The sequence below is a fragment of the Mycobacterium sp. 1245805.9 genome (assembly GCF_001672915.1).
Classification (GTDB): Bacteria; Actinomycetota; Actinomycetes; order Mycobacteriales; family Mycobacteriaceae; genus Mycobacterium.
On record NZ_LZKR01000208.1, the window covers coordinates 1 to 19,698 of the forward strand.

19 protein-coding genes and 3 pseudogenes are annotated in these 19,698 nt (G+C 69.6%); 10 read left to right on the forward strand and 12 right to left on the reverse strand.

Annotated features, from left to right (window positions below):
- Positions 1 to 196 precede the first annotated feature (196 nt).
- The gene (locus A9X00_RS26145) at positions 197 to 964 is read right to left on the reverse strand and encodes a DUF2470 domain-containing protein (protein WP_067160252.1); all 768 of its coding nucleotides are present in this window, start codon (positions 962 to 964) and stop codon (positions 197 to 199) included.
- Positions 965 to 1,059: 95 nt separating this feature from the next.
- Between A9X00_RS26145 and pheA the strand changes: the two genes are divergently transcribed.
- Positions 1,060 to 1,983 (forward strand): prephenate dehydratase, encoded by a 924-nt coding sequence (pheA, locus tag A9X00_RS26150; RefSeq protein WP_067160255.1) that lies wholly within the window; start codon positions 1,060 to 1,062, stop codon positions 1,981 to 1,983.
- Positions 1,980 to 2,666, forward strand: coding sequence for a histidine phosphatase family protein (locus A9X00_RS26155; RefSeq protein WP_067160258.1), 687 nt, complete (start codon positions 1,980 to 1,982; stop codon positions 2,664 to 2,666). The genes pheA and A9X00_RS26155 overlap by 4 nt, the downstream gene beginning before the upstream one ends.
- On the opposite strand, the gene A9X00_RS32250 is transcribed toward A9X00_RS26155, so the two are convergent.
- From A9X00_RS32250 to A9X00_RS26165, 3 genes and pseudogenes are all read right to left on the reverse strand, one after another.
- A complete protein-coding gene (locus A9X00_RS32250) occupies positions 2,643 to 2,843 on the reverse strand; it encodes a hypothetical protein (RefSeq protein WP_082975535.1) in 201 nt (66 codons plus the stop codon). The genes A9X00_RS26155 and A9X00_RS32250 overlap by 24 nt on opposite strands.
- Positions 2,843 to 3,242, reverse strand: a pseudogene (locus tag A9X00_RS26160) (metallopeptidase family protein). Before A9X00_RS26160 ends, A9X00_RS32250 begins: the two are co-directional and overlap by 1 nt.
- A 4-nt stretch (positions 3,243 to 3,246) precedes the next feature.
- Entirely contained in the window at positions 3,247 to 4,641 is a 1,395-nt protein-coding gene (locus A9X00_RS26165) for a septum formation family protein (protein WP_067160264.1), read from the reverse strand.
- Positions 4,642 to 4,752: 111 nt separating this feature from the next.
- On the opposite strand from A9X00_RS26165, the gene serS reads away from it, so the two are divergent.
- On the forward strand, positions 4,753 to 6,006 hold the full coding sequence (gene serS / locus A9X00_RS26170) for a serine--tRNA ligase (RefSeq protein ID WP_067160267.1): 1,254 nt from the start codon (positions 4,753 to 4,755) through the stop codon (positions 6,004 to 6,006).
- Between the two features lie 51 nt (positions 6,007 to 6,057).
- Here serS and A9X00_RS26175 read toward each other — a convergent pair whose 3' ends face one another.
- Positions 6,058 to 6,636 carry a carboxymuconolactone decarboxylase family protein gene (locus tag A9X00_RS26175; RefSeq protein ID WP_067160270.1) on the reverse strand — a complete coding sequence of 193 codons (579 nt, stop codon included), beginning with the start codon at positions 6,634 to 6,636 and terminating at the stop codon, positions 6,058 to 6,060.
- Between A9X00_RS26175 and A9X00_RS26180 the strand changes: the two genes are divergently transcribed.
- Positions 6,635 to 7,000 (forward strand): helix-turn-helix domain-containing protein, encoded by a 366-nt coding sequence (locus A9X00_RS26180; RefSeq protein ID WP_082975536.1) that lies wholly within the window; start codon positions 6,635 to 6,637, stop codon positions 6,998 to 7,000. The two genes, A9X00_RS26175 and A9X00_RS26180, sit on opposite strands and share 2 nt — an antisense overlap.
- A 1-nt stretch (position 7,001) precedes the next feature.
- Here A9X00_RS26180 and A9X00_RS26185 read toward each other — a convergent pair whose 3' ends face one another.
- Positions 7,002 to 7,481, reverse strand: coding sequence for a DUF2834 domain-containing protein (locus A9X00_RS26185; protein ID WP_067160276.1), 480 nt, complete (start codon positions 7,479 to 7,481; stop codon positions 7,002 to 7,004).
- Between the two features lie 71 nt (positions 7,482 to 7,552).
- On the opposite strand from A9X00_RS26185, the gene A9X00_RS26190 reads away from it, so the two are divergent.
- Together A9X00_RS26190 and A9X00_RS26195 are read left to right on the forward strand one after the other, a co-directional pair.
- Positions 7,553 to 8,161 carry a TetR/AcrR family transcriptional regulator gene (locus tag A9X00_RS26190; protein WP_067160278.1) on the forward strand — a complete coding sequence of 203 codons (609 nt, stop codon included), beginning with the start codon at positions 7,553 to 7,555 and terminating at the stop codon, positions 8,159 to 8,161.
- Positions 8,162 to 8,228: 67 nt separating this feature from the next.
- Positions 8,229 to 9,791: an NAD(P)/FAD-dependent oxidoreductase gene (locus A9X00_RS26195; protein WP_067160281.1), complete on the forward strand. Its 1,563-nt coding sequence runs from the start codon at positions 8,229 to 8,231 to the stop codon at positions 9,789 to 9,791.
- 6 nt (positions 9,792 to 9,797) lie between these two features.
- Here the strand turns inward: A9X00_RS26195 and A9X00_RS26200 are convergent, their stop codons facing one another.
- The 3 genes and pseudogenes from A9X00_RS26200 to A9X00_RS26210 all read right to left on the reverse strand — a co-directional run bounded on the left by A9X00_RS26200 (position 9,798) and on the right by A9X00_RS26210 (position 12,470).
- The gene (locus A9X00_RS26200; protein ID WP_067160284.1) at positions 9,798 to 10,130 is read right to left on the reverse strand and encodes a hypothetical protein; all 333 of its coding nucleotides are present in this window, start codon (positions 10,128 to 10,130) and stop codon (positions 9,798 to 9,800) included.
- Entirely contained in the window at positions 10,127 to 11,677 is a 1,551-nt protein-coding gene (locus A9X00_RS26205; RefSeq protein ID WP_067160286.1) for an MBL fold metallo-hydrolase, read from the reverse strand. Before A9X00_RS26205 ends, A9X00_RS26200 begins: the two co-directional genes overlap by 4 nt.
- Positions 11,678 to 11,727: 50 nt before the next feature.
- Positions 11,728 to 12,470: pseudogene (locus A9X00_RS26210) on the reverse strand (phosphotransferase).
- A gap of 61 nt (positions 12,471 to 12,531) precedes the next feature.
- Here A9X00_RS26210 and A9X00_RS26215 point away from each other — a divergent pair.
- The 4 genes from A9X00_RS26215 to A9X00_RS26230 are packed head-to-tail and all read left to right on the forward strand — an operon-like array spanning position 12,532 to position 15,706.
- Entirely contained in the window at positions 12,532 to 13,302 is a 771-nt protein-coding gene (locus tag A9X00_RS26215) for a 1-acyl-sn-glycerol-3-phosphate acyltransferase (RefSeq protein WP_067160289.1), read from the forward strand.
- The gene (locus A9X00_RS26220) at positions 13,302 to 14,069 is read left to right on the forward strand and encodes a 1-acyl-sn-glycerol-3-phosphate acyltransferase (RefSeq protein ID WP_067160292.1); all 768 of its coding nucleotides are present in this window, start codon (positions 13,302 to 13,304) and stop codon (positions 14,067 to 14,069) included. The genes A9X00_RS26215 and A9X00_RS26220 overlap by 1 nt, the downstream gene beginning before the upstream one ends.
- Positions 14,070 to 14,085: 16 nt before the next feature.
- Positions 14,086 to 14,871, forward strand: coding sequence for a 1-acyl-sn-glycerol-3-phosphate acyltransferase (locus tag A9X00_RS26225; RefSeq protein ID WP_067160295.1), 786 nt, complete (start codon positions 14,086 to 14,088; stop codon positions 14,869 to 14,871).
- 19 nt (positions 14,872 to 14,890) lie between these two features.
- Entirely contained in the window at positions 14,891 to 15,706 is an 816-nt protein-coding gene (locus A9X00_RS26230; RefSeq protein ID WP_067160299.1) for a Cof-type HAD-IIB family hydrolase, read from the forward strand.
- 4 nt (positions 15,707 to 15,710) lie between these two features.
- On the opposite strand, the gene A9X00_RS26235 is transcribed toward A9X00_RS26230, so the two are convergent.
- The 3 genes and pseudogenes from A9X00_RS26235 to A9X00_RS32890 all read right to left on the reverse strand — a co-directional run.
- On the reverse strand, positions 15,711 to 17,255 hold the full coding sequence (locus tag A9X00_RS26235; RefSeq protein ID WP_067160301.1) for a PE family protein: 1,545 nt from the start codon (positions 17,253 to 17,255) through the stop codon (positions 15,711 to 15,713).
- Positions 17,256 to 17,358: 103 nt separating this feature from the next.
- Positions 17,359 to 18,999 (reverse strand): LGFP repeat-containing protein, encoded by a 1,641-nt coding sequence (locus A9X00_RS26240; protein WP_197515281.1) that lies wholly within the window; start codon positions 18,997 to 18,999, stop codon positions 17,359 to 17,361.
- A gap of 442 nt (positions 19,000 to 19,441) precedes the next feature.
- Positions 19,442 to 19,698: pseudogene (locus A9X00_RS32890) on the reverse strand (PirG); the annotation flags it as partial.

Sequence of the window (19,698 nt, forward strand, 5' to 3'; positions counted from 1 at the left end):
CGCCGGCCGCCGCGCCGGCGGCGCGGGGGGGGGGCGCGGCGCGGGGGCGCCGGCGGCGGGGCGGGCCCCCCCGGGGGGCGCCGGGGCGGGCGGCGGGACCGGCCGCCGCAGCGGCGTGGTCGGCGGCTCGGGCCGGCGCGGCACCGGCCGTTGGGGCGAGCGGTCGCCGTTCACCCGGATAACGTACGTGCAAGGGCTACCGGCGGGCTCGCAGCCCATTGATGAACGGGCACCCCATCAGCACCCGGATGGCCTGCCGCAGCCCCGTCATGTCGTCGACCGGCTTGTGGAACGGCAGCCGGACGTCGTGGTCGCCGTCGCGGCCCTCGATGCGGAACCGCACGCCGTATCGGTCGAGCCCGAGCGGGCGAACCTGCCCGCGGCGCACGATCGGCGGCAGTTTCGAGACCAGCCGCGCGACCACGTCGTTGTGGACGGTGTCGAGGTGCCACAGCAGGCTCGCCTCGATCTCGCAGAACGGGTCGGGACGGGCGGCCAGCAGATCCGCCACGCTGACCGGCTCGGCACCGGTGGCGTCGGTGACGACCACCGAGTCGATCTCGAGCCGCAGCAGCCGGTACCGAGGCTCTCCCGCCGACCGGGGGGTCTCCACCTCCAACAGCGCCGGATTCGGGTCCTCGGCGGCGATCAGGTCCAGCGTGTCGGTCACCGCGTCGGCCGGGACCTCCTGCAGGCGGCCGCGCACCCACACCAGCGAGCGGACGGGCTCGCGCACCGGAAGCGGCGCGTAGTCCGTCAGCTCCAGCAGCGCCTGCGCTCCCGAGGCCGGGCACTCGCGCTCGACGGGCAGGACGACCGCGAAGGATCCATCGGCCAGCAGGTGGTGCACCGGGGTGGCGATCGGGTCCGCAGCGTCGATGGCCAGGAGCGCGTCGGCGGCCTTGGCGCAGGCGCTGCGGATGCGTTCTGCGGTCGTCGGGATGGGGCAGCTCGGCGATGCCATCGTTCTCCTTCACGCGTATTAGGTAAGCCTAAGTTAACTTACGACGCAGCACGCCGCAAGGCCCGTTCGACGTGGCGCGCCGTTAGGGTTGGGGCGTGGTCCGCATCGCATATCTCGGTCCCGAAGGGACCTTCACCGAGGCGGCGCTGCGCCAAATCACGGCCGCCGGCCTCGTTCCCGAGCAGGGGCCGGGCGCCGTGCGCACGATGCCGATCGAGAGCACGCCCGCGGCGCTGAACGCGGTCCGCGACGGCGACGCCGACTACGCGTGCGTGCCGATCGAGAACTCGATCGACGGCTCGGTGATGCCCACGCTGGACAGCCTGGCGATCGGCTCGCCCCTGCAGGTGTTCGCCGAGACCACCCTGGACGTCGCCTTCAGCATCGTCGTCAAGGCCGGCCTCGGCGCGTCCGACGTCCGCACGTTGGCGGCGTTCCCGGTGGCGGTGGCGCAGGTCCGGCAGTGGCTGGCCGCCCATCTACCCGGGGTGGAGCTGCGGCCGGCGTACTCCAACGCCGACGCGGCGCGTCAGGTGGCCGAGGGACACGCCGACGCCGCGGTGACCTCGCCGCTGGCCGCCGAGCATTGGGGGCTGGGGTCGCTGGCCGACGGCGTCGTCGACGAGCCCAACGCCCGCACCCGCTTCGTCCTGATCGGGCTGCCCGGGCCGCCGCCGGCCCGCACCGGAGCGGATCGAACGTCGGTCGTGTTGCGCATCGACAACGTGCCCGGCGCGCTGTTGTCCGCGCTGGCCGAGTTCGGTATCCGCGGCATCGACCTGACCCGGATCGAATCCCGGCCGACCAGAACCGAACTCGGCACCTACCTGTTCTTCGCCGACTGTGTCGGGCACATCGACGACGGCGCCGTCGGCGAGGCACTCAAGGCGCTGCACCGTCGTTGTGCGGATGTGAGGTATCTGGGTTCATGGCCGACGGGGTCGGCCTCCGGGGTGCTGCCCCCGCCGGCCGACGAGGCGGCGGGCTGGCTGGCGCGACTGCGGGAAGGCGCGCGATGAGCGGCCGCTTGGTGCTGTTGCGGCACGGGCAGTCCTACGGCAACGTCGAGCGCCGCCTCGACACCCGCCCGCCCGGGGCCGAGCTGACGCCGTTGGGCCGCGACCAGGCCCGCGCGTTCGCCCGCGGCTCGGGACGCCCGGCGATGCTCGCGCACTCGGTGGCCACGCGGGCGTCGCAGACGGCCCAGGTGATCGGCGCGGAACTCGAGATGGGCGCGCTGGAATTCACCGGGATTCACGAGGTGCAGGTCGGCCGCCTGGAAGACCGCAGCGACGACGAGGCGGTCGCCGAGTTCAACGCGATCTACGAGCAATGGCATCACGGCGATCTCGACCTCCCCCTGCCGGGCGGGGAGACCGGCAACGACGTCCTGGACCGCTACCTGCCGGTGCTGACCGAGCTGCGGCTGCGCTACCTGGACGACGATGAGTGGACCGGCGACATCGTCGTCGTCAGCCACGGCGCGGCGATCCGGCTGGCCTCCGCGGTCCTGGCCGGGGTGGACGCCAATTTCGCGCTGGACAACCACCTGGAGAACGCCGATTCGGTGGTCCTGGCTCCGATCACCGACGGGCGGTGGAGCTGCGTGCGGTGGGGGTGCTTGACGCCGCCGTTCTACCCGCAGGCCGCCGCGAGCCCGGTCGCCGACGCGGTGGGCTCAAGCACCGATCCGATGGGCTGACGACTCTTCCGCGCACGCGCAACCGACGGCGTCGCAGTCGATGACGAACGTGTGCACCAACAGCTCGGGGCTGTCGCAGTCCGGCTCGGTGCATTCCCACCGACGCAACGAATGACGAATGATGGTGCCGTGGCAGTGATCTAAGCCCGCCCGGCACTCGCGGCACTCAGCGCTCATCAGCCGTTCATAGCATCCGGTCCGGACAAAATGGCGTTGCCGCGCCCGTCAGGCCCAGCCCAGTTCTTCCAGCCGGTGGTCGTCGATGCCGAAGTGGTGGGCGATTTCGTGGATCACCGTGATCGCCACCTCCTCGACGACGTCGTCGTCGGAGTCGCACACGTCCAGCAGCGCCTCGCGGTAGATCGTGATGGCGTCCGGCAGCGAGCCGGCGTAGTCGGAGTCGCGCTCGGTCAGCGCCACCCCTTCGTACAGGCCGAGCAGTTCGGCGTCCTCCGGGTGGCGGTCCTCGACCAGCACGACGACGTTGTCCATCGCCGCGGCCAACTCGGGCGGGATCAGGTCGAGCGCATCGGAGACCAGCTCCTCGAACCGGCGCGGATCCATCCGCACGGCCACCCGGCTAGCCCGCCGGGGCGGGAGCCGGTTCGGCCGGCGCGGGCTGCGGTGCCTCCGCCGGCGGGTTGGGCGCCGGAGGGGCCTGCGGCGCCGGGTTGGCCGGTGGGGCCGCCCCGCCGTCTGGCGGGGGCGGGACGTCCTGCGGCGCTTGCGGGGCCGGGGCCTGGGTGGCGGGCGCCTGCGGTTGCGTCACGACCGGCTGCTGCCCCGGCAGGTGCTGGTTGTTCGGTGGTATGGCGTCGGGCGCGGTGCTGGCCTGGGTGGGCTGGCTCGGCGCCTGAACCGGGATCGGCGGCATCGTCAGCCGCTCCTCGGGAATGTCGGGTGGGGCGATCGGCGCCTGGCCGTTGATCAGGAGCTTGCCCTTGGCGCTGTTCACCAGCGTGGCCCAGCCGCCGTTGCCCAGCGTGGCGCCGATGCTGCACGCGACCTCGCGGCTACCCGCCGACCAACTCGGCAGCGACACCGTCGGGTAGATCAGCGTGAGGGTGGTGGTGCGCAACTTGGTCGGCGCCAGGTACGCGTCCGTCATCTTGGTGCACGCGTCCTTGATGAACCCGTCCTGGTCGGGCTCGGCGGGCAGCGGACCTTGAAACTTCTCGGCCAGGTTCACCGTGCCGGTGACTTCCATGGCGTGCGGCGTCGCGCAGTCGACCGGGACATCCGTGGGCTGGTTGATCGCCGGGTCGATGCCCAGGCAGGTGCCGGTCGGCCAGACCTTGGACTGGTCGACGTCGGCGACCTTGCCCTTGAACGCCTGCTGCTGGTTGTTGCTGCCGGGGAGTTGCAGCCCGCACAGCATGCGGCGGTCCCCGGACTGGCGCCAGGCCCGGTCGCCGGCCCACAGCAGGCTGACCATGAACTTGCTGTTGGGGTCGAACTTCGCGCCCAGGTAGTTGTGCACCGCCGGCTCGCACTGCTCCTGGGTCATCTGCTGGATCCGCGCCGGCGACGGGGGAGCGGCGCTGGGCCCGTACTCCGAGCCGGGGAAGGTCCGCATGTCGACGGACTCGGCCACCTCGAACTTGTGATCCTCGGTGCAGTTGACGATGCTCGCGGACTCGGGGGTGGCATCCGGCCACATCAGGCAATCGCCGCCCTTGGCGCGGTTGAACGCGGCATCACTCTTGGTCCCGGTGCTGGGCACCGGGTCGATGTAGCCGGCCAGCCTTCCCGGGCCGCCGCCGACCGGGATCGCGGTGACCAGTCCGGCGATCAGCAGTCCGCCCAGCGCGGTGAGCAGCAGCGCCCGCCTGGTCGCCGTCGCCTGCAACCCCCGCGGCCATGGGAAGCCGCCCGACGGTGGTTTCGCCGCGTCGTCGCGGGAGCCGGCGTTCTCCGAACTGGAGGCGCTGGCTTCCGTAACTTCCTTCTCCGGCGCTTGCGACATCGGCTCCATTCTGACAGGGCCCCCTGAGTGGCGTGACAAACGTTACGGATGTGGTATGTGGGGCTCGGGTTGGCGGGTGCTCTGCCGTCTGGTCGGGGCCGCGAAAGTAGTGTCGGGGCCGTGATCGACCTGAAGCTGCTCCGGGAAGACCCCGATGCCGTGCGCCGCTCGCAAGTCAGCCGTGGCGAAGACCCGGCGCTTGTGGACGCCTTGCTGGCGGCCGACGCCGCGCGCCGCTCGGCGATCTCGGCCGCCGACGGCCTGCGCGCCGAACAGAAGGCCGCCAGCAAGAGCGTGGGGGCCGCGTCGCCCGAGGAACGCCCGGGCCTGCTGCAGCGCGCCAAGGAGCTCGCCGAGCAGGTGAAGGCCGCGGAAGCCGCCCAGGCCGACGCCGAGGCGGCGTTCACCGCGGCGCACATGGCGATCTCGAACGTCGTCATCGACGGGGTGCCCGCCGGCGGCGAGGACGACTACCGCGTCCTGGACGTCGTCGGCGAGCCGGCGACGATCGAAAACCCCAGGGACCATTTGGAACTCGGCGAGTCGCTGGGCCTCATCGACATGCAACGCGGGGCGAAGGTGGCCGGCTCGCGGTTCTACTTCCTGACCGGGCGGGGCGCGCTGCTGCAGCTGGGCCTGCTGCAACTGGCGCTGCGGCTGGCCGTCGACAACGGCTTCGTCCCGATGATCCCGCCGGTGCTGGTGCGCCCGGAGGTGATGGCCGGCACCGGGTTCCTGGGCGCCCACGCCGACGAGGTGTACCGGGTCGAGGCCGACGACCTCTACCTGGTGGGGACGTCCGAGGTGCCGCTGGCCGGCTACCACTCCGACGAGATCCTGGACCTGTCCGGCGGCCCGCGCCGCTACGCGGGCTGGTCCTCGTGCTTTCGGCGGGAGGCCGGCAGCTACGGCAAGGACACCCGCGGCATCATCCGGGTGCACCAGTTCGACAAGGTGGAGGGGTTCGTCTACTGCGCCCCCGCCGACGCCGAGGCCGAACACCAGCGGCTGCTGGGCTGGCAGCGCGAGATGCTGGCCCTGATCGAGGTGCCGTACCGGGTGATCGACGTGGCCGCGGGCGACCTCGGCTCGTCGGCGGCGCGCAAATTCGACTGCGAGGCATGGGTTCCCACGCAGGGCACCTACCGCGAGCTGACGTCGACATCGAACTGCACCACGTTTCAGGCGCGCCGGCTGGCGACGCGCTATCGCGACGACAACGGCAAGCCGCAGATCGCGGCCACGCTCAACGGCACGCTCGGCACCACGCGGTGGCTGGTGGCGATCTTGGAGAACCACCAGCAGCCCGACGGCAGCGTGCGGGTGCCCGCCGCGCTGGTGCCGTTCGTGGGCACCGAGCTGCTCGAGCCCTAGTGGCGATCGCAAGCGCGGCGTAGCCGGGCGCGGCGGGTCGCCACCGTCGGACTAAGCGACCCCGGCGAAGGTGGGGCTGCCCGCCTCCAGCGGCACGCGGGCGGCGCGCGCGGTGAAGCTGATCGCGTGATACCAGCCGCACAGCATGGTGAGATCGAGGATCTCGCGTTCGTCGAACTCGTCGCGCAGCGCCGCCCACAGGGCGTCGTCGATGTCGCGGTGGTCGCACAGCGCGTCGACCGCGCGAATCAACAGCCGATCGCGCTCGGCGACCCAGCAGGGATCGTCGGCGCTGCCGTGGGTCAGGGAACGGACCTGGCCGCGCTCGAGGCGCGCCTTTTGGGCGAAAAAGGAGATGTGCACGCCCCATTCGTACTCGCAGCCACATCGCGCGCAGGTGCGGTCGATGACGATCTCGCGGTCGCGCAGCGACAGCGACAGCGCGCGGCTCAGCTCGTAGCCGCCCCACAACGTCATGGCCTCGGCCATGGGCAGGTTGCGCACCACTGTTCGAAACAACGCGATCGGTGGCACGCCCGGCGGCATCATCTTGTCCAGCTGAGCGGCCACCGCCGGCTCGTGGGGCGGTTCGAGCGCGCCGATCCGAGGCGTTACTATTTCCGTAACCATGACAGACGAAACTACGTTACGGAAAACGAAACGTCAATCGGCGGTCCGCCCCGGCACGCCGGTGCGCGGGTCGACGACGGGGCGCCCGCTGATGGCCGCCCTCGACCTGCTCGGCCGGCGCTGGTCGCTGCGGATCCTGTGGGAGCTTCGGGACGGTCCGCTCGGGGCCCGCGCGCTGCGCGACCGCTGCGACGGCATGTCGCCCAGCGTTCTCTACGACCGCCTCGGCGAGCTGACCGACGCGGGCCTCGTCGTCCAGCGGGAAGACCAGAGCTACGAGCTGAGCGAGGCGGGTCGCTCCCTCGGTAAGGCCCTGACTCCGCTGGAGCGCTGGGCTGCGCGATGGGCCGAGACGACGCGCTGAATCAGGCGTTCACCGGCTCGCGGGCGCGCTCGTGGCGGCGCATCCGCTCCATGGTGGCGAAGTACCAGGCCAGCGGGAAGGAAAAGCTGGTGAAGAAGCTGGCCAGGAAGAACAGCCACGGGCGGCGGACGCCGCGCCGGTAGCCGTCCACGATCGTAAACACCGGCAGCAGAATGACATTCGAGATGATGTAGTCCTGGCTGCCCGAGCCGGCGGCCGGGTTGCCGAATTGCTGCGCCAGGAAGTGCGGGTAGCTGGCCGGTCCCGAGACGATGCTGCCCTCGCCGTGCGCGGCGAGCACGAAATGGATGTTGAAGTACCAGCCCAGCGCGATCGAGGCGATGCCCGCGGCGTAGTACACGAGTTCCAGCGGCGAGAACCACGGTCCGTCGGCGGGTTTGGCGTAGATCTTCGGGTTCGACGCGATAATCCAGCCGATGACGGCGATCCCGAGGATTGCGTGGATGTAGAGCCAGATCATGGGCGAAGTGTCACCCTGATTCCGAAGTTTTGTCAATATTGACACACAAACCCTGGGGTACCTTACTGATCATGGTCAGGCCCGCGCAGACGGCGCGCAGCGAACGCACCCGGGAGGCGCTGATACAGGCCGCCCTGGTGCGGTTCCTCGCCCAGGGTGTCGAGGAGACGTCGGCCGAGCAGATCGCGGCGGACGCCGGGGTGTCGCTGCGGACGTTCTATCGCCACTTCCGGTCCAAGCACGACCTGCTGTTTGCCGACTACACCGGTCTGAACTGGTTTCGCGCGGCGCTGGACGCGCGTCCCGCCGACGAGCCGATCATCGATTCCGTGCAATCGGCCGTCTTTTCGTTCCCGTATGACGTTGAGGCCGTGACGAAGATCGCCGCGTTGCGGGGCGGCGAGATCGATCCCGGCCGCATCGTCCGGCACATCCAGGAAGTGCAGGCCGACTTCGCCAACGCCATCCAGGAGCAACTGCACCGGCGTAGCTGCGCCGCGGCCGCCACGCCGGACGCGCGACTGCGCGCCGCGGTGACCGCGCGCTGCATCGCGGCCGCGGTGTTCGGTGCGATGGAATTCTGGATGCTCGGCGGGGATCGGTCGCTGGGCGAGCTGGCGCGGGTGTCCCACGTCGCGCTCGAGTCGCTGCGGGCCGGCATCACCGACGCCTGGGCCTGACCCCAGTTTCGTCATAATTGACAAAACTTCGCGGGCATGCCAGCCTCCATTCCTGGAGGGCAGGGACATGACTGAATATGACGCGATCGTCATCGGCGCGGGACACAACGGGTTGGCCGCGGCGGTGCTGCTGCAGAAGGCCGGGCTAAAAACGGTGTGCCTGGACGCCAAGCTGTATGCCGGTGGGATGGCTTCCACCGTCGAGCTTTTCGACGGGTACCAGTTCGAGATCGCCGGGTCGGTGCAGTTCCCGACGGCGTCGGTGGTGGTCGAGGAGTTGGGCCTGGACACCCTCGAGACCCTCGACCTGGAGGTGATGTCGGTCGCGGTGCGTGGCGTCGGCGACGATCCGCTGATCCAGTACAGCGACCCGATCAAGTTGTTCACCCACCTCAACGAGGTGCACGGCGCGGACGCCGTCAACGGGATGGCGGGACTGATGGCCTGGAGCCAGGCGCCCGCCCGGGCGCTCGGCCGGTTCGAGGCGGGGACGGAACCCAAGACCTTCGACGAGATGTACGCCTGCGCCACCAACGAATTCGAACGCTCGGCCATCGACGACATGTTGTTCGGCTCTGTCACCGACGTGCTGGACCGCTACCTGCCCGACCGCGAGAAGCACGGCGCGCTGCGCGGCTCGATGACCGTGCTGGCCGTCAACACCCTCTACCGGGGGCCGTCCACCCCCGGCAGCGCGGCCGCGCTGGCCTTCGGGCTCGGCGTTCCCGACGGGGACACCATGCAGATGAAGAAGCTGCGCGGCGGCATCGGCGCGCTCACCGCTCACCTCGCGCAGCTGCTGGAGAGCCTGGGCGGCGAGGTGCGGCTGCGCACCAAGGTGACCGAAATCCTCGTCGCCGACGGGCGGGTGACCGGCGTGCGCACCGAGGCCGGGGATACCCTGACCGCGCCAACCGTCGTCTCGAACCTCGCGCCGGACCTCACGCTCAACGAGATGATCGACCCCGCGGCGCTGCCCGCCGACATCCGCGAGCGCTACGCGGGGATCGACCACCGCGGAAGCTACCTGCAGATGCACTTCGCGCTGGACGAAGCCCCCCAGTTCGCCGCGCCCTACGAGGTGCTCAACGAGCCGGCGATGCAGGCCTCGATCGGCCTCTTCTGCACCCCGGAGGAAGTCCAGCAGCAGTGGGAGGACGCCCGGCGCGGCATCGTGCCGGCCGACCCGACCGTAGTGTTGCAGATCCCCTCGCAGAACGACCCCGACCTGGCGCCCGAGGGCAAGCACGCCGCGTCGGCCTTCGCGCTGTGGTTCCCGATCGAGGGCGGGGCGGACTACGGCCAGGCGAAGGTCGAAATGGGCCAGCGGGTCATCGAGAAGATCACCCGGCTCGCGCCGAACTTCGAGCGCAGCATCATCCGACACACCACATTCACGCCCCGGCACATGGGCGTGATGTTCGGCGCCCCGGGTGGCGACTACTGCCACGGCCTGCTGAGCTCGGACCAGATCGGGCCGAACCGGCCGGGTCCGAAAGGCTTTCGCGGCCAACCGATCCCGATCCAGGGGCTCTACCTTGGCGGCGTGGGGTGTCACGGCGGCCCGGGAATCACGTTCATCCCCGGCTACAACGCCGCCCGGGCGGCGCTGGAAGACTTGGGCCGCTAGGGGCCGCTAACCCCGCCCGGCCAGCAGTTCGTCCAGCAGCGCGACGAACTCGTCCGGGCGCGACGGCGTGAACGCCGGGCTGGGCCAGGTCCCCGGGACGTCCAGGGTGATCAGCGTGGACTTGAACGGCCGCTGTACGTCCAGGGGCAGCCAGCGGCGCAGGTCGGAGCTGCCCCAGATGCGGAAGCGCTGCATGAACATGCCCAACGCCTCGGCCTTGTACCCGTCGATGGCGTCGAGCGCGATTACCTTCGACGTACCGGAGGGAAAGTGGTAGCGGCGCAACGTGATCGCGGCGCGATCCAGCTGGACCAGGCCGTCATCGTAACTCGCGTTCATTTCTTTGAGCTCCGCAGCTCATGCCCCCGCGCGGTCAGGCAGCGGCCGTCCTCCAGCCGCCACTGCCACCCGTGCAGGTTGCAGGTCAACGTGTTGTCCTCTATCACACCGAATTTCGACAGGTCGGCCTTGAGATGGGGGCATCGACGCTGAATCTCCCAGCCGTCCATGGTGATCGATGCGGAGTCGTCGTGGGTCTCGGCGAACCAGCCGTCGGCGTAGGCGATGCGTTCGTCGGTCAGACACTTGAAGAACGTGTACAGGTATTCGTTGTAGCCGCCCACCCGCCATGCCTTGAACCGGGTGGACAAGAAGATGGTGTTGACCCAGTCGGGTTCGCGATCGCGCAGCACGGTGCGCACCAACTCGGGCGCAATGGCGAAGCCGTAGCGGACCTTTTCGTCGGGAATCCGTTCGCGCACGGTCCGTTTCGGGAAGTCCAGGATCACCGCCTCGGGGCCGATGGCCAGCTCGACGGGATAGCCGATACCGTCGCAGATCTCGTCGCTTTGCAGCATGATCGGCTCGAACAGCGCGCGCAGCTGTTCCAGCAGCGGCTCGCCCGCGGCCGAGGCCCAGCTCGCGCGCTCGGCGGCCAGCACCGGGGCCATCCGCTCGGCGTACTCGGCGATGTAGTCCGCTTTTCCGGTGGTGAAGATGGCCTCGACTTGGTCGTCGGGCAACGGGTGGCGAAGCGAATTCAGCGTCGAGCCGGTGAAGTCGGCCGTCGAACCGGGCATCATCAGCAGGCCGCGATCGTGCCCGTGCGCGCGCATCTGCTCGAGGAACACCATTTGGTCGGGAAAAATGTTGGCCGGGTCGCCGTGGTCGTCGTTGAGGTGGCGCAACTCGGGGTCCAAGAAGCACGGCGGCCCCGCCGACGGCACGACCCAGGTCGCCCCGACCTGGGCGATGTACTGACGGGCACGGTCCATGCCACGCTGCCTCTTCTGGCTGCCGAACGACTCCTTGGCGCGCGCCGGCATGTCGTAGACCATCGGGTACCAGATCGCCCCGGAGTACTGCAGCAGATGCACGTCGACGTGGCCGAAGTCGGCGGCCACCACGTCGAGATCCACCGGCCGGGCGTCGTTCATGTTGAAAACCGTTGTCTCGCCGTCGGAAACGATCAGCGCCGAATCACCGATCGGGCCGTCGGCCGGCGCGCGCAGGGCGATGATCATGACGTCGAGGTCGCCCTTGGGCCCGCTGACCCGGTGCGTGGTCGAGTCGGTGGTCTCGAAAAACCGGTGAAACCCCAGCTTTTGCAATTCGTTTCGCAGGTCGGGGACCGGGAAGTCGGGCAGCAGCACCACCGCGTCCTTGTTGACGTGCTCGCTGAGATTCCTGGCGTCGAAGTGGTCCTTGTGCAGGTGCGAGACGTACAGGTAGTCGCAGTCGCCCAGTTGGTCCCAGTCCAGCGCGCTGTTGTCCGGGAACGGGAACCAGGACGCGAAGTAGGCGGGATTGACCCAGGGGTCACAAAGGATGGTGCCCGCGCGGGTCGCGATCAAGAATCCGGCGTGGCCTACGCTCGTGACCTGCACTGATACCTTTCAGGGACGTTGGGGCGTTGACGGCTTGTCAGGCCCCGAGCTTAGCGCGACGACTGATCTTCGGCGTCCCACAGCCGCCGGTAGTGGTCGATGCGAGCCGGGTCGGGCTCGACGCCGTACGCGTCGAAGAATTCGGCGCCCAGCGGCGACCGGGATAGTTCCAGCCCAACGACAGCGTCGCCACCGCCAGGTCGGCCCACCGATCGGCGACGCCGAGCTCGCCGAAGTCGACGTGCCCGCAGCAGCGGCCGTCGTCGCCGATCAGCGTGTTGGGTGCGCACGCGTCGCCGTGGCAGACCACCGCCCGATCGATCGGCGGCGGCGGGCCCAGGCGCTCCCGCGCTGCCGGCGACAGCATGGCCAGCCGTCCGGTGACCGACCAGTCGAACGGGCAGGACGACACCGGCATCCGATCGTGCAGCGCGCGAAGCCCCGCGCCGATCGCGCGCACGGCCACCTCCGGTGCCGCCAGCCATCGCGGGTGCACCGCGGACAGGCCGGGCAGCGCGCGGGTGCGCAGCCACGCCCGGCCCCCGTCGACGCCCCAGCCCAGCACCTCCGGCACCGTGACGTACCGGGCGGCCCACCCCAGCCGGGCCGCCTCACCGCCGAAGTCCGCGACGTCCGCGTCGGCCACCTTGATGAATTCTGCGCCGGAAGCCCCCGGACCCACCCGGAAGGTGACGCCGCCCAGCTCGTTGACCCAGATCGCGCGCACGGGCCTGCCGGCGGCGAACCGGGCGACGACCGCCGGCACGGGGGGCGGTGAATCGGGGACGGACAAGGGGTTGCCTCTCTTCGGCGCTTGAGGCGCCTCACAGTCCGGAGCACTACGCTGAAGCGCTGTGGAACCGGTATACGGGACTGTCATCCAGCTCGCCCGCCTGGTCTGGCGTATCCAGGGTCTCAAGATCTCCGTCTCGGGCGTCGAGAACTTGCCGAAGACCGGCGGTGCCGTCATCGCGATCAACCACACCGGCTACCTGGACTTCACGTTCGCGGGTTTGCCCGCCTACAAGCAGGGCCTTGGGCGCAAGGTGCGGTTCATGGCCAAGCAAGAGGTGTTCGACAGCAAGATCACCGGGCCGATCATGCGCAGCCTGCGGCATATCTCCGTGGACCGGCAGGACGGGGCGGCGTCCTACGAAGCCGCGGTTAGGAACCTCAAGGACGGCGAGCTGGTCGGCGTGTACCCCGAAGCCACGATCAGCCGCAGCTTCGAGATCAAGGAGTTCAAGTCGGGGGCGGCCCGGATGGCGGTCGACGCGGGCGTCCCGATCGTTCCGCACATCGTCTGGGGCGCGCAGCGGATCTGGACCAAGGGGCACCCCAAGAAGCTGTGGCGCCCCAAGGTGCCGATCGTGGTGCTCGTCGGCGAGCCGATCGAGCCGACGCTGGCCGTCGAGGAATTGAAGGGGCTGTTGCATTCACGGATGCAACATTTGCTGGAACGGGCCCAAGAACTGTATGGACCCCACCCGACCGGGGAATTCTGGGTGCCGAAACGGCTCGGGGGCGGCGCCCCGTCGCTAGCCGAAGCGGCCCGCATGGACGCCGAGGAGGCCGCCCAGCGGGCCGCCCGCCGCGCCCGGGCCGCCGGGCCACCGGAGCCGTGATGGCGGAGCCAACCTTTCGCACCCTCGAGATCCTGGCCCAGCTCGTCGTCCTGGCCACCGGCACGCGAATCACCTACCGCGGCGAGGAGAACATCCCCGACCGCGGCGGGGCCGTGATCGCGATCAACCACACCAGCTACGTCGACTTTCTGCCTGCCGCATTAGCCGTGCATCGCCGCCGCCGTCGGCTTAGATTCATGATCAAAGCCGAGATGCAACAGGTGAAGGTGGTTAATTTCCTGATCAAGCACACCCGCACCATTCCCGTGGACCGCGGCGCCGGGGCGGACGCCTACGCGGTAGCCGTGCGGCGGCTGCGCGAGGGCGAGCTGGTCGGCGTCTACCCGGAGGCCACGATCAGCCGCAGCTTCGAACTCAAGGAGTTCAAGACGGGCGCGGCCCGGATGGCCGCCGAAGCCGACGTCCCGATCGTCCCGGTGATCGTCTGGGGCGCGCACCGCATCTGGACCAAGGACCATCCGCGGAACGTCGGCCGCAAGAAGCTGCCGATCAGCGTGGCGGTGGGGGCGCCGGTGCGGGCTACCGGAGACATCGAGTCCACCAATGCCGCGCTGCGCGAATCGATGACGACGCTGCTGCATCAGGCGCAGCAGCACTATGCGCACCCCGCCGGCGCCTACTGGGTGCCGCGCCGGCTCGGCGGCGGCGCGCCGACCCCAGCCGAGGCGGCGCAGATAGAGGCCGACGAGGCGGCGGCGAGGTCGGCCAAGAGGGTCGCCCACCGGACTTCGCATCAGTCGCGTTAGGGGGAAGGATAGGAACATGGCAGAGCCGTTTTTCCGCTTGGCGGAGATCGTTGTTCCCGCGTTCGCTGCGATGAACGGAACCAAGCTCAATTTCGAAGGCCTGGAAAACATTCCGGCCCGCGGCGGCGCCCTGATCGCGCTCAACCACACCAGCTACCTGGACTGGATGCCCGCGTCGATTGCCGCCAAAGAACGCAAGCGACGCCTGCGCTTCATGATCAAGGCCGAGATGGCGGACGTGAAGGCGGTCAACTTCGTGATCAAGCACTGCCAGCTCATCCCGGTGGACCGCCGGAAGGGGGACGAGGCGTACGCGGTGGCCGCCCAGAAGCTGCGGGAGGGCGAGCTCGTCGGGCTCCACCCCGAGGCGACCATCAGCCGCAGCTATGAACTCCGGGAGTTCAAGTCGGGGGCAGCCCGCCTGGCGCTGGACGCCCGGGTGCCGATCATTCCCATGATCGTCTGGGGCGCACATCGGATTTGGCCCAAGGACCATCCAAAGAAGGTGTTCCGCAACAAAGTTCCGATCACCGTGGCCGCCGGGCGCCCGCTGCCACCGGACGGCAACGCCGACCAGCTCATCGCCGCGGTGCGCCAGGTGATGAACGCGATGCTGTACCGAGTGCAGGAGGAATATCCGCACCCCGAGGGCGAGTTCTGGGTGCCGCGGCGCCTGGGTGGATCCGCGCCGAACCAGGACGATTCCCGGGCGATCCGGTTGGCCGAATTGCACGAGCGGATGCAACGGTCCGGCAGCGACGGCGTGACGCGACCGGGGCAGACCCAAAGCGGATTGCACTGAGAGAAGGCGGATTCTCTCAATGACCTTGCCGGCGCTGATCGCCTGCGACGTCGACGGCACCTTGTTCGACGAAAACGAGACCATCTCCCCGCGCACCCGTGACGCCGTGCGTGCCGCCGTCGCCGCCGGGGCGCAGTTCGTGGTGGCGACGGGACGGCCGCCGCGCTGGATCCGCCCCGTGGTGGACGCGCTCGGCTTCGCGCCGATCGCGGTGTGCGCCAACGGCGCCGTCCTGTACGACCCCGCGAACGACCGCGTGGTCTCGTCGCGAACGCTGGGCACCGACACGCTTGCCGAGCTGGCCGAGCTCGCGACCCGCGTCATCCCGGGCGCCGGTCTGGCCGTCGAGCGGATCGGCGAGCGCGCCCACGACACGGCCACTCCGCAGTTCATCAGCTCGCCGGGCTACGAGCACGCGTGGCTGAACCCGGACAACACCGAGGTGTCGATCGCCGACCTGCTGAGCGCCCCGGCGATCAAGCTGCTGATCCGCAAGGCCGGTGCCCGCAGTTCGGACATGGCCGCCGAACTCGCCAAACATGTTGGCATCGAAGGGGATATCACCTACTCGACCAACAACGGCCTGGTCGAGATCGTCCCGCTGGGGATCAGCAAGGCCAGCGGCGTGGAGGAGGTCGCCAAGCCGCAGGGCATCACCAGCGACGACGTGGTGGCGTTCGGCGACATGCCCAACGACATCCCGATGCTGCGGTGGGCGGGCCACGGTGTGGCGATGGGCAACGCGCATCCCGATGTGCTGGCCGCCGCCGACGAGGTCACCACGCCCAACAGCGACGACGGGGTGGGTCGGGTGCTGGAACGCTGGTGGCTTTAGCCCGCTAACCCGCCGGGGCGATTGCCGCCGCGAGTTGCTGGGGCAGGTAGTTAACGAACAGCGGGACCAGTCCCATGAACGGCGTGCCGAAGATCGTCACATCAATTGACGTGCCAAACGGTATGGCGCTGAAATCGACAGTCGCCGTAATGGGGTGGGGCGGAACGAGAATGCCGTCAAACGGCAAGTGCAAAGTGATCGGTACGATAACGCTGACGGGGCCAATGATCGGAATTGTGGCGCCTACTGGCACCGGGATCGTCATGTCCACGATCGTTTCGCCGTTCAGGAACCCGTTGGCTACCACGGCCGGAGCGTTCACGAGTGCGCCGAGCGCCCCCACGGGGTCGCCGGCCAACAGGGCCGTCTGAACCGCCGTCGCGCTGGTCGCGAGCCCTGTGAGCCCGGCGAGCGGCGCACCCGCGGCCGCGTAGGTGATCACCAGCGGCAACCCGAAGAAGGCGCTGAGCGAACCGGTCGTCGGGTCCGCCAGCGGTAACGTAGCCGTCGCCGAAATGCTGGGAATCGTAAGCACATTGAGCACGTTGGTGAAGTTCTGCGACATCTGCCGGGGGATCGACGGCGGCATCAGGTTGGTGAAGTACTGCGCCTCCTGCCCGGGAATGTTGGCGAGGTCGAACAGATTTCCCAGCGGGCCGAGCAGGGTGGGGGTCGTCGTGGCGCTCACCGTGGGAAGGACTGGGGGGAAGATGCTGCCCCCCGTTATTGTGATCACCGGGTTCCCCGGGTTGGTGCCTGTCACAAGGAGATTGGCGAAGGCCTGCGCCACATCCTGCACCGCGCCGAAGTAATTGCCCGCCAGGACGGCCTGCCAGGCCACCTGTAGCTGAGCGCCGAACGCGGGCAGCCCGGCGATGATGCCGGTCGTCGCGGCGTAGAGGTTGGTCACGAACTCCTGGGCGAAGCCGATCTGGGTGGTGACGAACCCTTGCAGGGCGGTAACCGGGTTGAATGCCAGCAGTTGCTGGACCGCGGCCTGGATGGTCGCCGGCAAATTAGCCAATACGGCCGGGAAGTTCTGGACGGTGTAGGCGAGCGCCGTCGCAATCTGCTGCCAGTAACCCATCTGGTTGGCGATGACCTGGCGCAGGAACGGGAAGGGGTCAGCTCTCCAAGCGGTGAAGACAGACTGCAGGTTCGCCGAAGTCGTGGCGATCAGCTGCCCGTACGCACCGCCCGGGACGAAGGCGGTGGCCGCGCCGCCGAGCGTGGGCGTGTTCACCGTGCTCAGCAGGCCCTGCTCGGCGTTGGCGAGCTCGGTGCCGAGATACGCCGCCGCGCTACCATTCAACAGCCCGACGAACTCGTCCTGAAACGCCACCGCCTCGGCGGTGAGCGCTTGGAAGTCTCGGCCGAAGGTGCCGAACACCTGCGAGATCGCCGTCGACACCTCGCCGCCGGCCGCGGCCGCGATCCCGGTCGTGGGGGCCGCCGCCGCCGCGGTCGCCTCGCCCAGGGTGGAGCGGATGCCAGCCAGGTTCTCGGCGGCGGTCGACACTACCTCCGGCTCTGTGACCACGAACGACACGGCCGTCTCCCCTCGAGTCGAACCCCCTCCAGTTCGAGACTATGTGACCTGGCGCACGTCCGGTCCCGAACGCGCCAATCGCCCGGAAAAACTGAGCGGCCGCCTAGGTGGCGGTCGGGTGGGTCGGTAGGGAGAAGTGCTCGGACGGCACGTCGGGACCGCTGGGGGACTGGGTCGACAGCGGCGTCGTAATGCCGTCGACGACCTCACTGACGTTCCCGGTGAGCCGCTCGTAGTTAAGGACCCCGTGCTGGAAGTTCTGCGTAATGCGCAGCGGCTCTTGTATTTCCGCGCTGGTCGGCAGGCCGAGCGGGCCGCGCTCGTAGCTCAGCGAGGCCCAGGCGTCATAGATGGCACCCGTCACCGGCTCCGCGCCGGTCTCGGGCGACCAGTACATCGCGCCCTTGGCGAAGGTCGCGAAGCGGGCGCCGCCTTCCGCGTTGTCCTCCGGCGAGGTGGGCGCGCCGAGGACGCTGTTCATGCCGCCGATCGCGAGCCAGTGCTCGTAGATGGCGCCCCCCTGCAGCGCCTTGATCAACTCCTCCGGCGGATCGTTGAAATGCGATGCGATATCCCGGATTTCGTCCATCAGCGCGTAGGCGGCGTTGCCGGGGCAGTCGGTGTTGCCGACGTCGCGGTGGGTGAAGATGGTGGGCAGGTTCGCGACGGCGCCGGCCGGAAAGGTGGTGTAGTGGCTGCCGGCCGACTCCAGGGCCACCGTGCCCTTGGGGTCGACGCCGTCCATGCCCAGCCGCCAGCCGAGCAACCGGCCCACGGTCCGCAGCTGGATGGGGGTCGGCGGCACGTCGTCGAAGTTGCCGATCATCGCCACACCCCAGGTGTTGCGGTTGAAGCCGCCGGTGTGGAAGGCCTCGACGGCCTTGGTCAGCCCCCCGGCGCTGCCCTCGAACACCTGGCCGTACTTGTCGACCAGCGCGTTGTAGGCGATGTCGCACCAGCCCAGCGTCTTGCTGTGGTAGGTGTAGATCGCCTTGACGATCCCGGCGGATTCCAGCGGGGAGTAGTCGTTGCTGCCCGCGGTGTGGTGGATGACGGCGGCGCGAATCCCGTTGTCGTACTGGGGACTACCGCATCGCAGCGACTCGTCGGCGCCCCACTCCGCGCGGCTGATGATGGCGGGCGGCTGGCCGGGCATCATCACTCCCGACGGCGGCGTCCACTGGGTGTGCACCGGCGCTTGCGGCGGGGAGATGAGGATCGCCGAGATGTTCTCCGCGTAGGGCTGTTCCCTGGAGGCCGGCCTGTATCCGAGGCCCGCGTCGCTGGCGGGGGCGGGGGCCGGTTGCGTCGTCGGCGCATCGATCGGTCGTGTGACCGCGATCTGGACCGTCGTGGTGGTGCCGACGAAGACCGGGTCCGTGCTGCGCGGGCCCTCGGTCGCCCCGTCGCTCGCGGGCCCGGCGTCGGGGGCCGCCGTTTCGTACTCGGTCTGGTACCAGGGGCCCCAGGAGCCGTCGGGGCGCCTGGCGCGCACCCGGGTGGACGTGCCGGCGAGGTCCCCGGTGAGTGCCACCAACGAAAACGGGGTGTCCTGGGTGAGTTCGCGAACCGTGACCCCACCCCCGAGCCCGATCAGCGGCTGCTCGGCCAGCTGAGTTTCGGGCGGCCGCGCCGGTTTCGGGGTTCCCCGGTCGCGCGTCGCGTCGCCAACCCAGGAGACGATGACGACCGTGGCCGCGATGGCGGTGAGCAACATCGTCGGCGCGCGACTCCGGGACACCAGCTGATGTTACTTGTGTTCCTGGTGTTATTTATGAGGCGACACGATTTCGAGCGCCAGAGACCACGAAACCTGTTCGACGGCACCGCAGAGGGCGGACTCTGCGGTGCCGTCAGGGGGCAGGTTCCTCGCGGCTCTAGTGGGGCAGGACCGGCGCGGCGGCGGCCGGCAAGGCGCCGGTGGCACCGGTCGCGGCCGGCAGCGCACCCGCGGCGGCCGGCAGTGCACCGGCGGCAGCGCCCGGCAGGGCACCCGCGGCGCCCGGCAGCGCACCCGCAGCACCCGGCAGGGCACCGGCGGCGGCACCCGGCAGGGCACCCGCGGCACCCGCGGCAGCACCCGGTAGCGCACCCGCGGCACCCGGCAGCGCACCCGCAGCACCCGGCAGGGCACCCGCGGCACCCGGCAGGGCAGCGGCGGCACCCGGCAGGGCCTTGGCCGCGCCCGGCAGTGCACCCGCGGCGGCCGGCAACGCGGCACCCGGCGCGCCACCCGCGGCGCTCTGCTGGACACCCTGCATGATGGCCGGCATCACCAGGCCCTTGAGCAGGTCGATGGCCTGGTTGGCGCCCAACTGGTTGGCGGCCTGCATCAGGTCGTTCATCAGCCCGCCGCCGCCGCCAGAGGTGCCGCCGGTCCCGCCGGTGCCGCCGGACGCGATCGGCGAAGCACCGCCCAGCGTCGACGGGTCACCCAGGATCG

Bases quoted from the DNA above. Each gene is read 5' to 3' on its own strand.
- A9X00_RS26145 (WP_067160252.1), bottom strand. From the start codon at position 964: ATGGCATCGCCGAGCTGCCCCATCCCGACGACCGCAGAACGCATCCGC.
- A9X00_RS26155 (WP_067160258.1), top strand. From the start codon at position 1,980: ATGAGCGGCCGCTTGGTGCTGTTGCGGCACGGGCAGTCCTACGGCAAC.
- A9X00_RS32250 (WP_082975535.1), bottom strand. From the start codon at position 2,843: ATGAGCGCTGAGTGCCGCGAGTGCCGGGCGGGCTTAGATCACTGCCAC.
- A9X00_RS26165 (WP_067160264.1), bottom strand. From the start codon at position 4,641: ATGGAGCCGATGTCGCAAGCGCCGGAGAAGGAAGTTACGGAAGCCAGC.
- A9X00_RS26180 (WP_082975536.1), top strand. From the start codon at position 6,635: ATGACAGACGAAACTACGTTACGGAAAACGAAACGTCAATCGGCGGTC.
- A9X00_RS26175 (WP_067160270.1), bottom strand. From the start codon at position 6,636: ATGGTTACGGAAATAGTAACGCCTCGGATCGGCGCGCTCGAACCGCCC.
- A9X00_RS26185 (WP_067160276.1), bottom strand. From the start codon at position 7,481: ATGATCTGGCTCTACATCCACGCAATCCTCGGGATCGCCGTCATCGGC.
- A9X00_RS26190 (WP_067160278.1), top strand. From the start codon at position 7,553: ATGGTCAGGCCCGCGCAGACGGCGCGCAGCGAACGCACCCGGGAGGCG.
- A9X00_RS26195 (WP_067160281.1), top strand. From the start codon at position 8,229: ATGACTGAATATGACGCGATCGTCATCGGCGCGGGACACAACGGGTTG.
- A9X00_RS26200 (WP_067160284.1), bottom strand. From the start codon at position 10,130: ATGAACGCGAGTTACGATGACGGCCTGGTCCAGCTGGATCGCGCCGCG.
- A9X00_RS26220 (WP_067160292.1), top strand. From the start codon at position 13,302: ATGGCGGAGCCAACCTTTCGCACCCTCGAGATCCTGGCCCAGCTCGTC.
- A9X00_RS26225 (WP_067160295.1), top strand. From the start codon at position 14,086: ATGGCAGAGCCGTTTTTCCGCTTGGCGGAGATCGTTGTTCCCGCGTTC.
- A9X00_RS26230 (WP_067160299.1), top strand. From the start codon at position 14,891: ATGACCTTGCCGGCGCTGATCGCCTGCGACGTCGACGGCACCTTGTTC.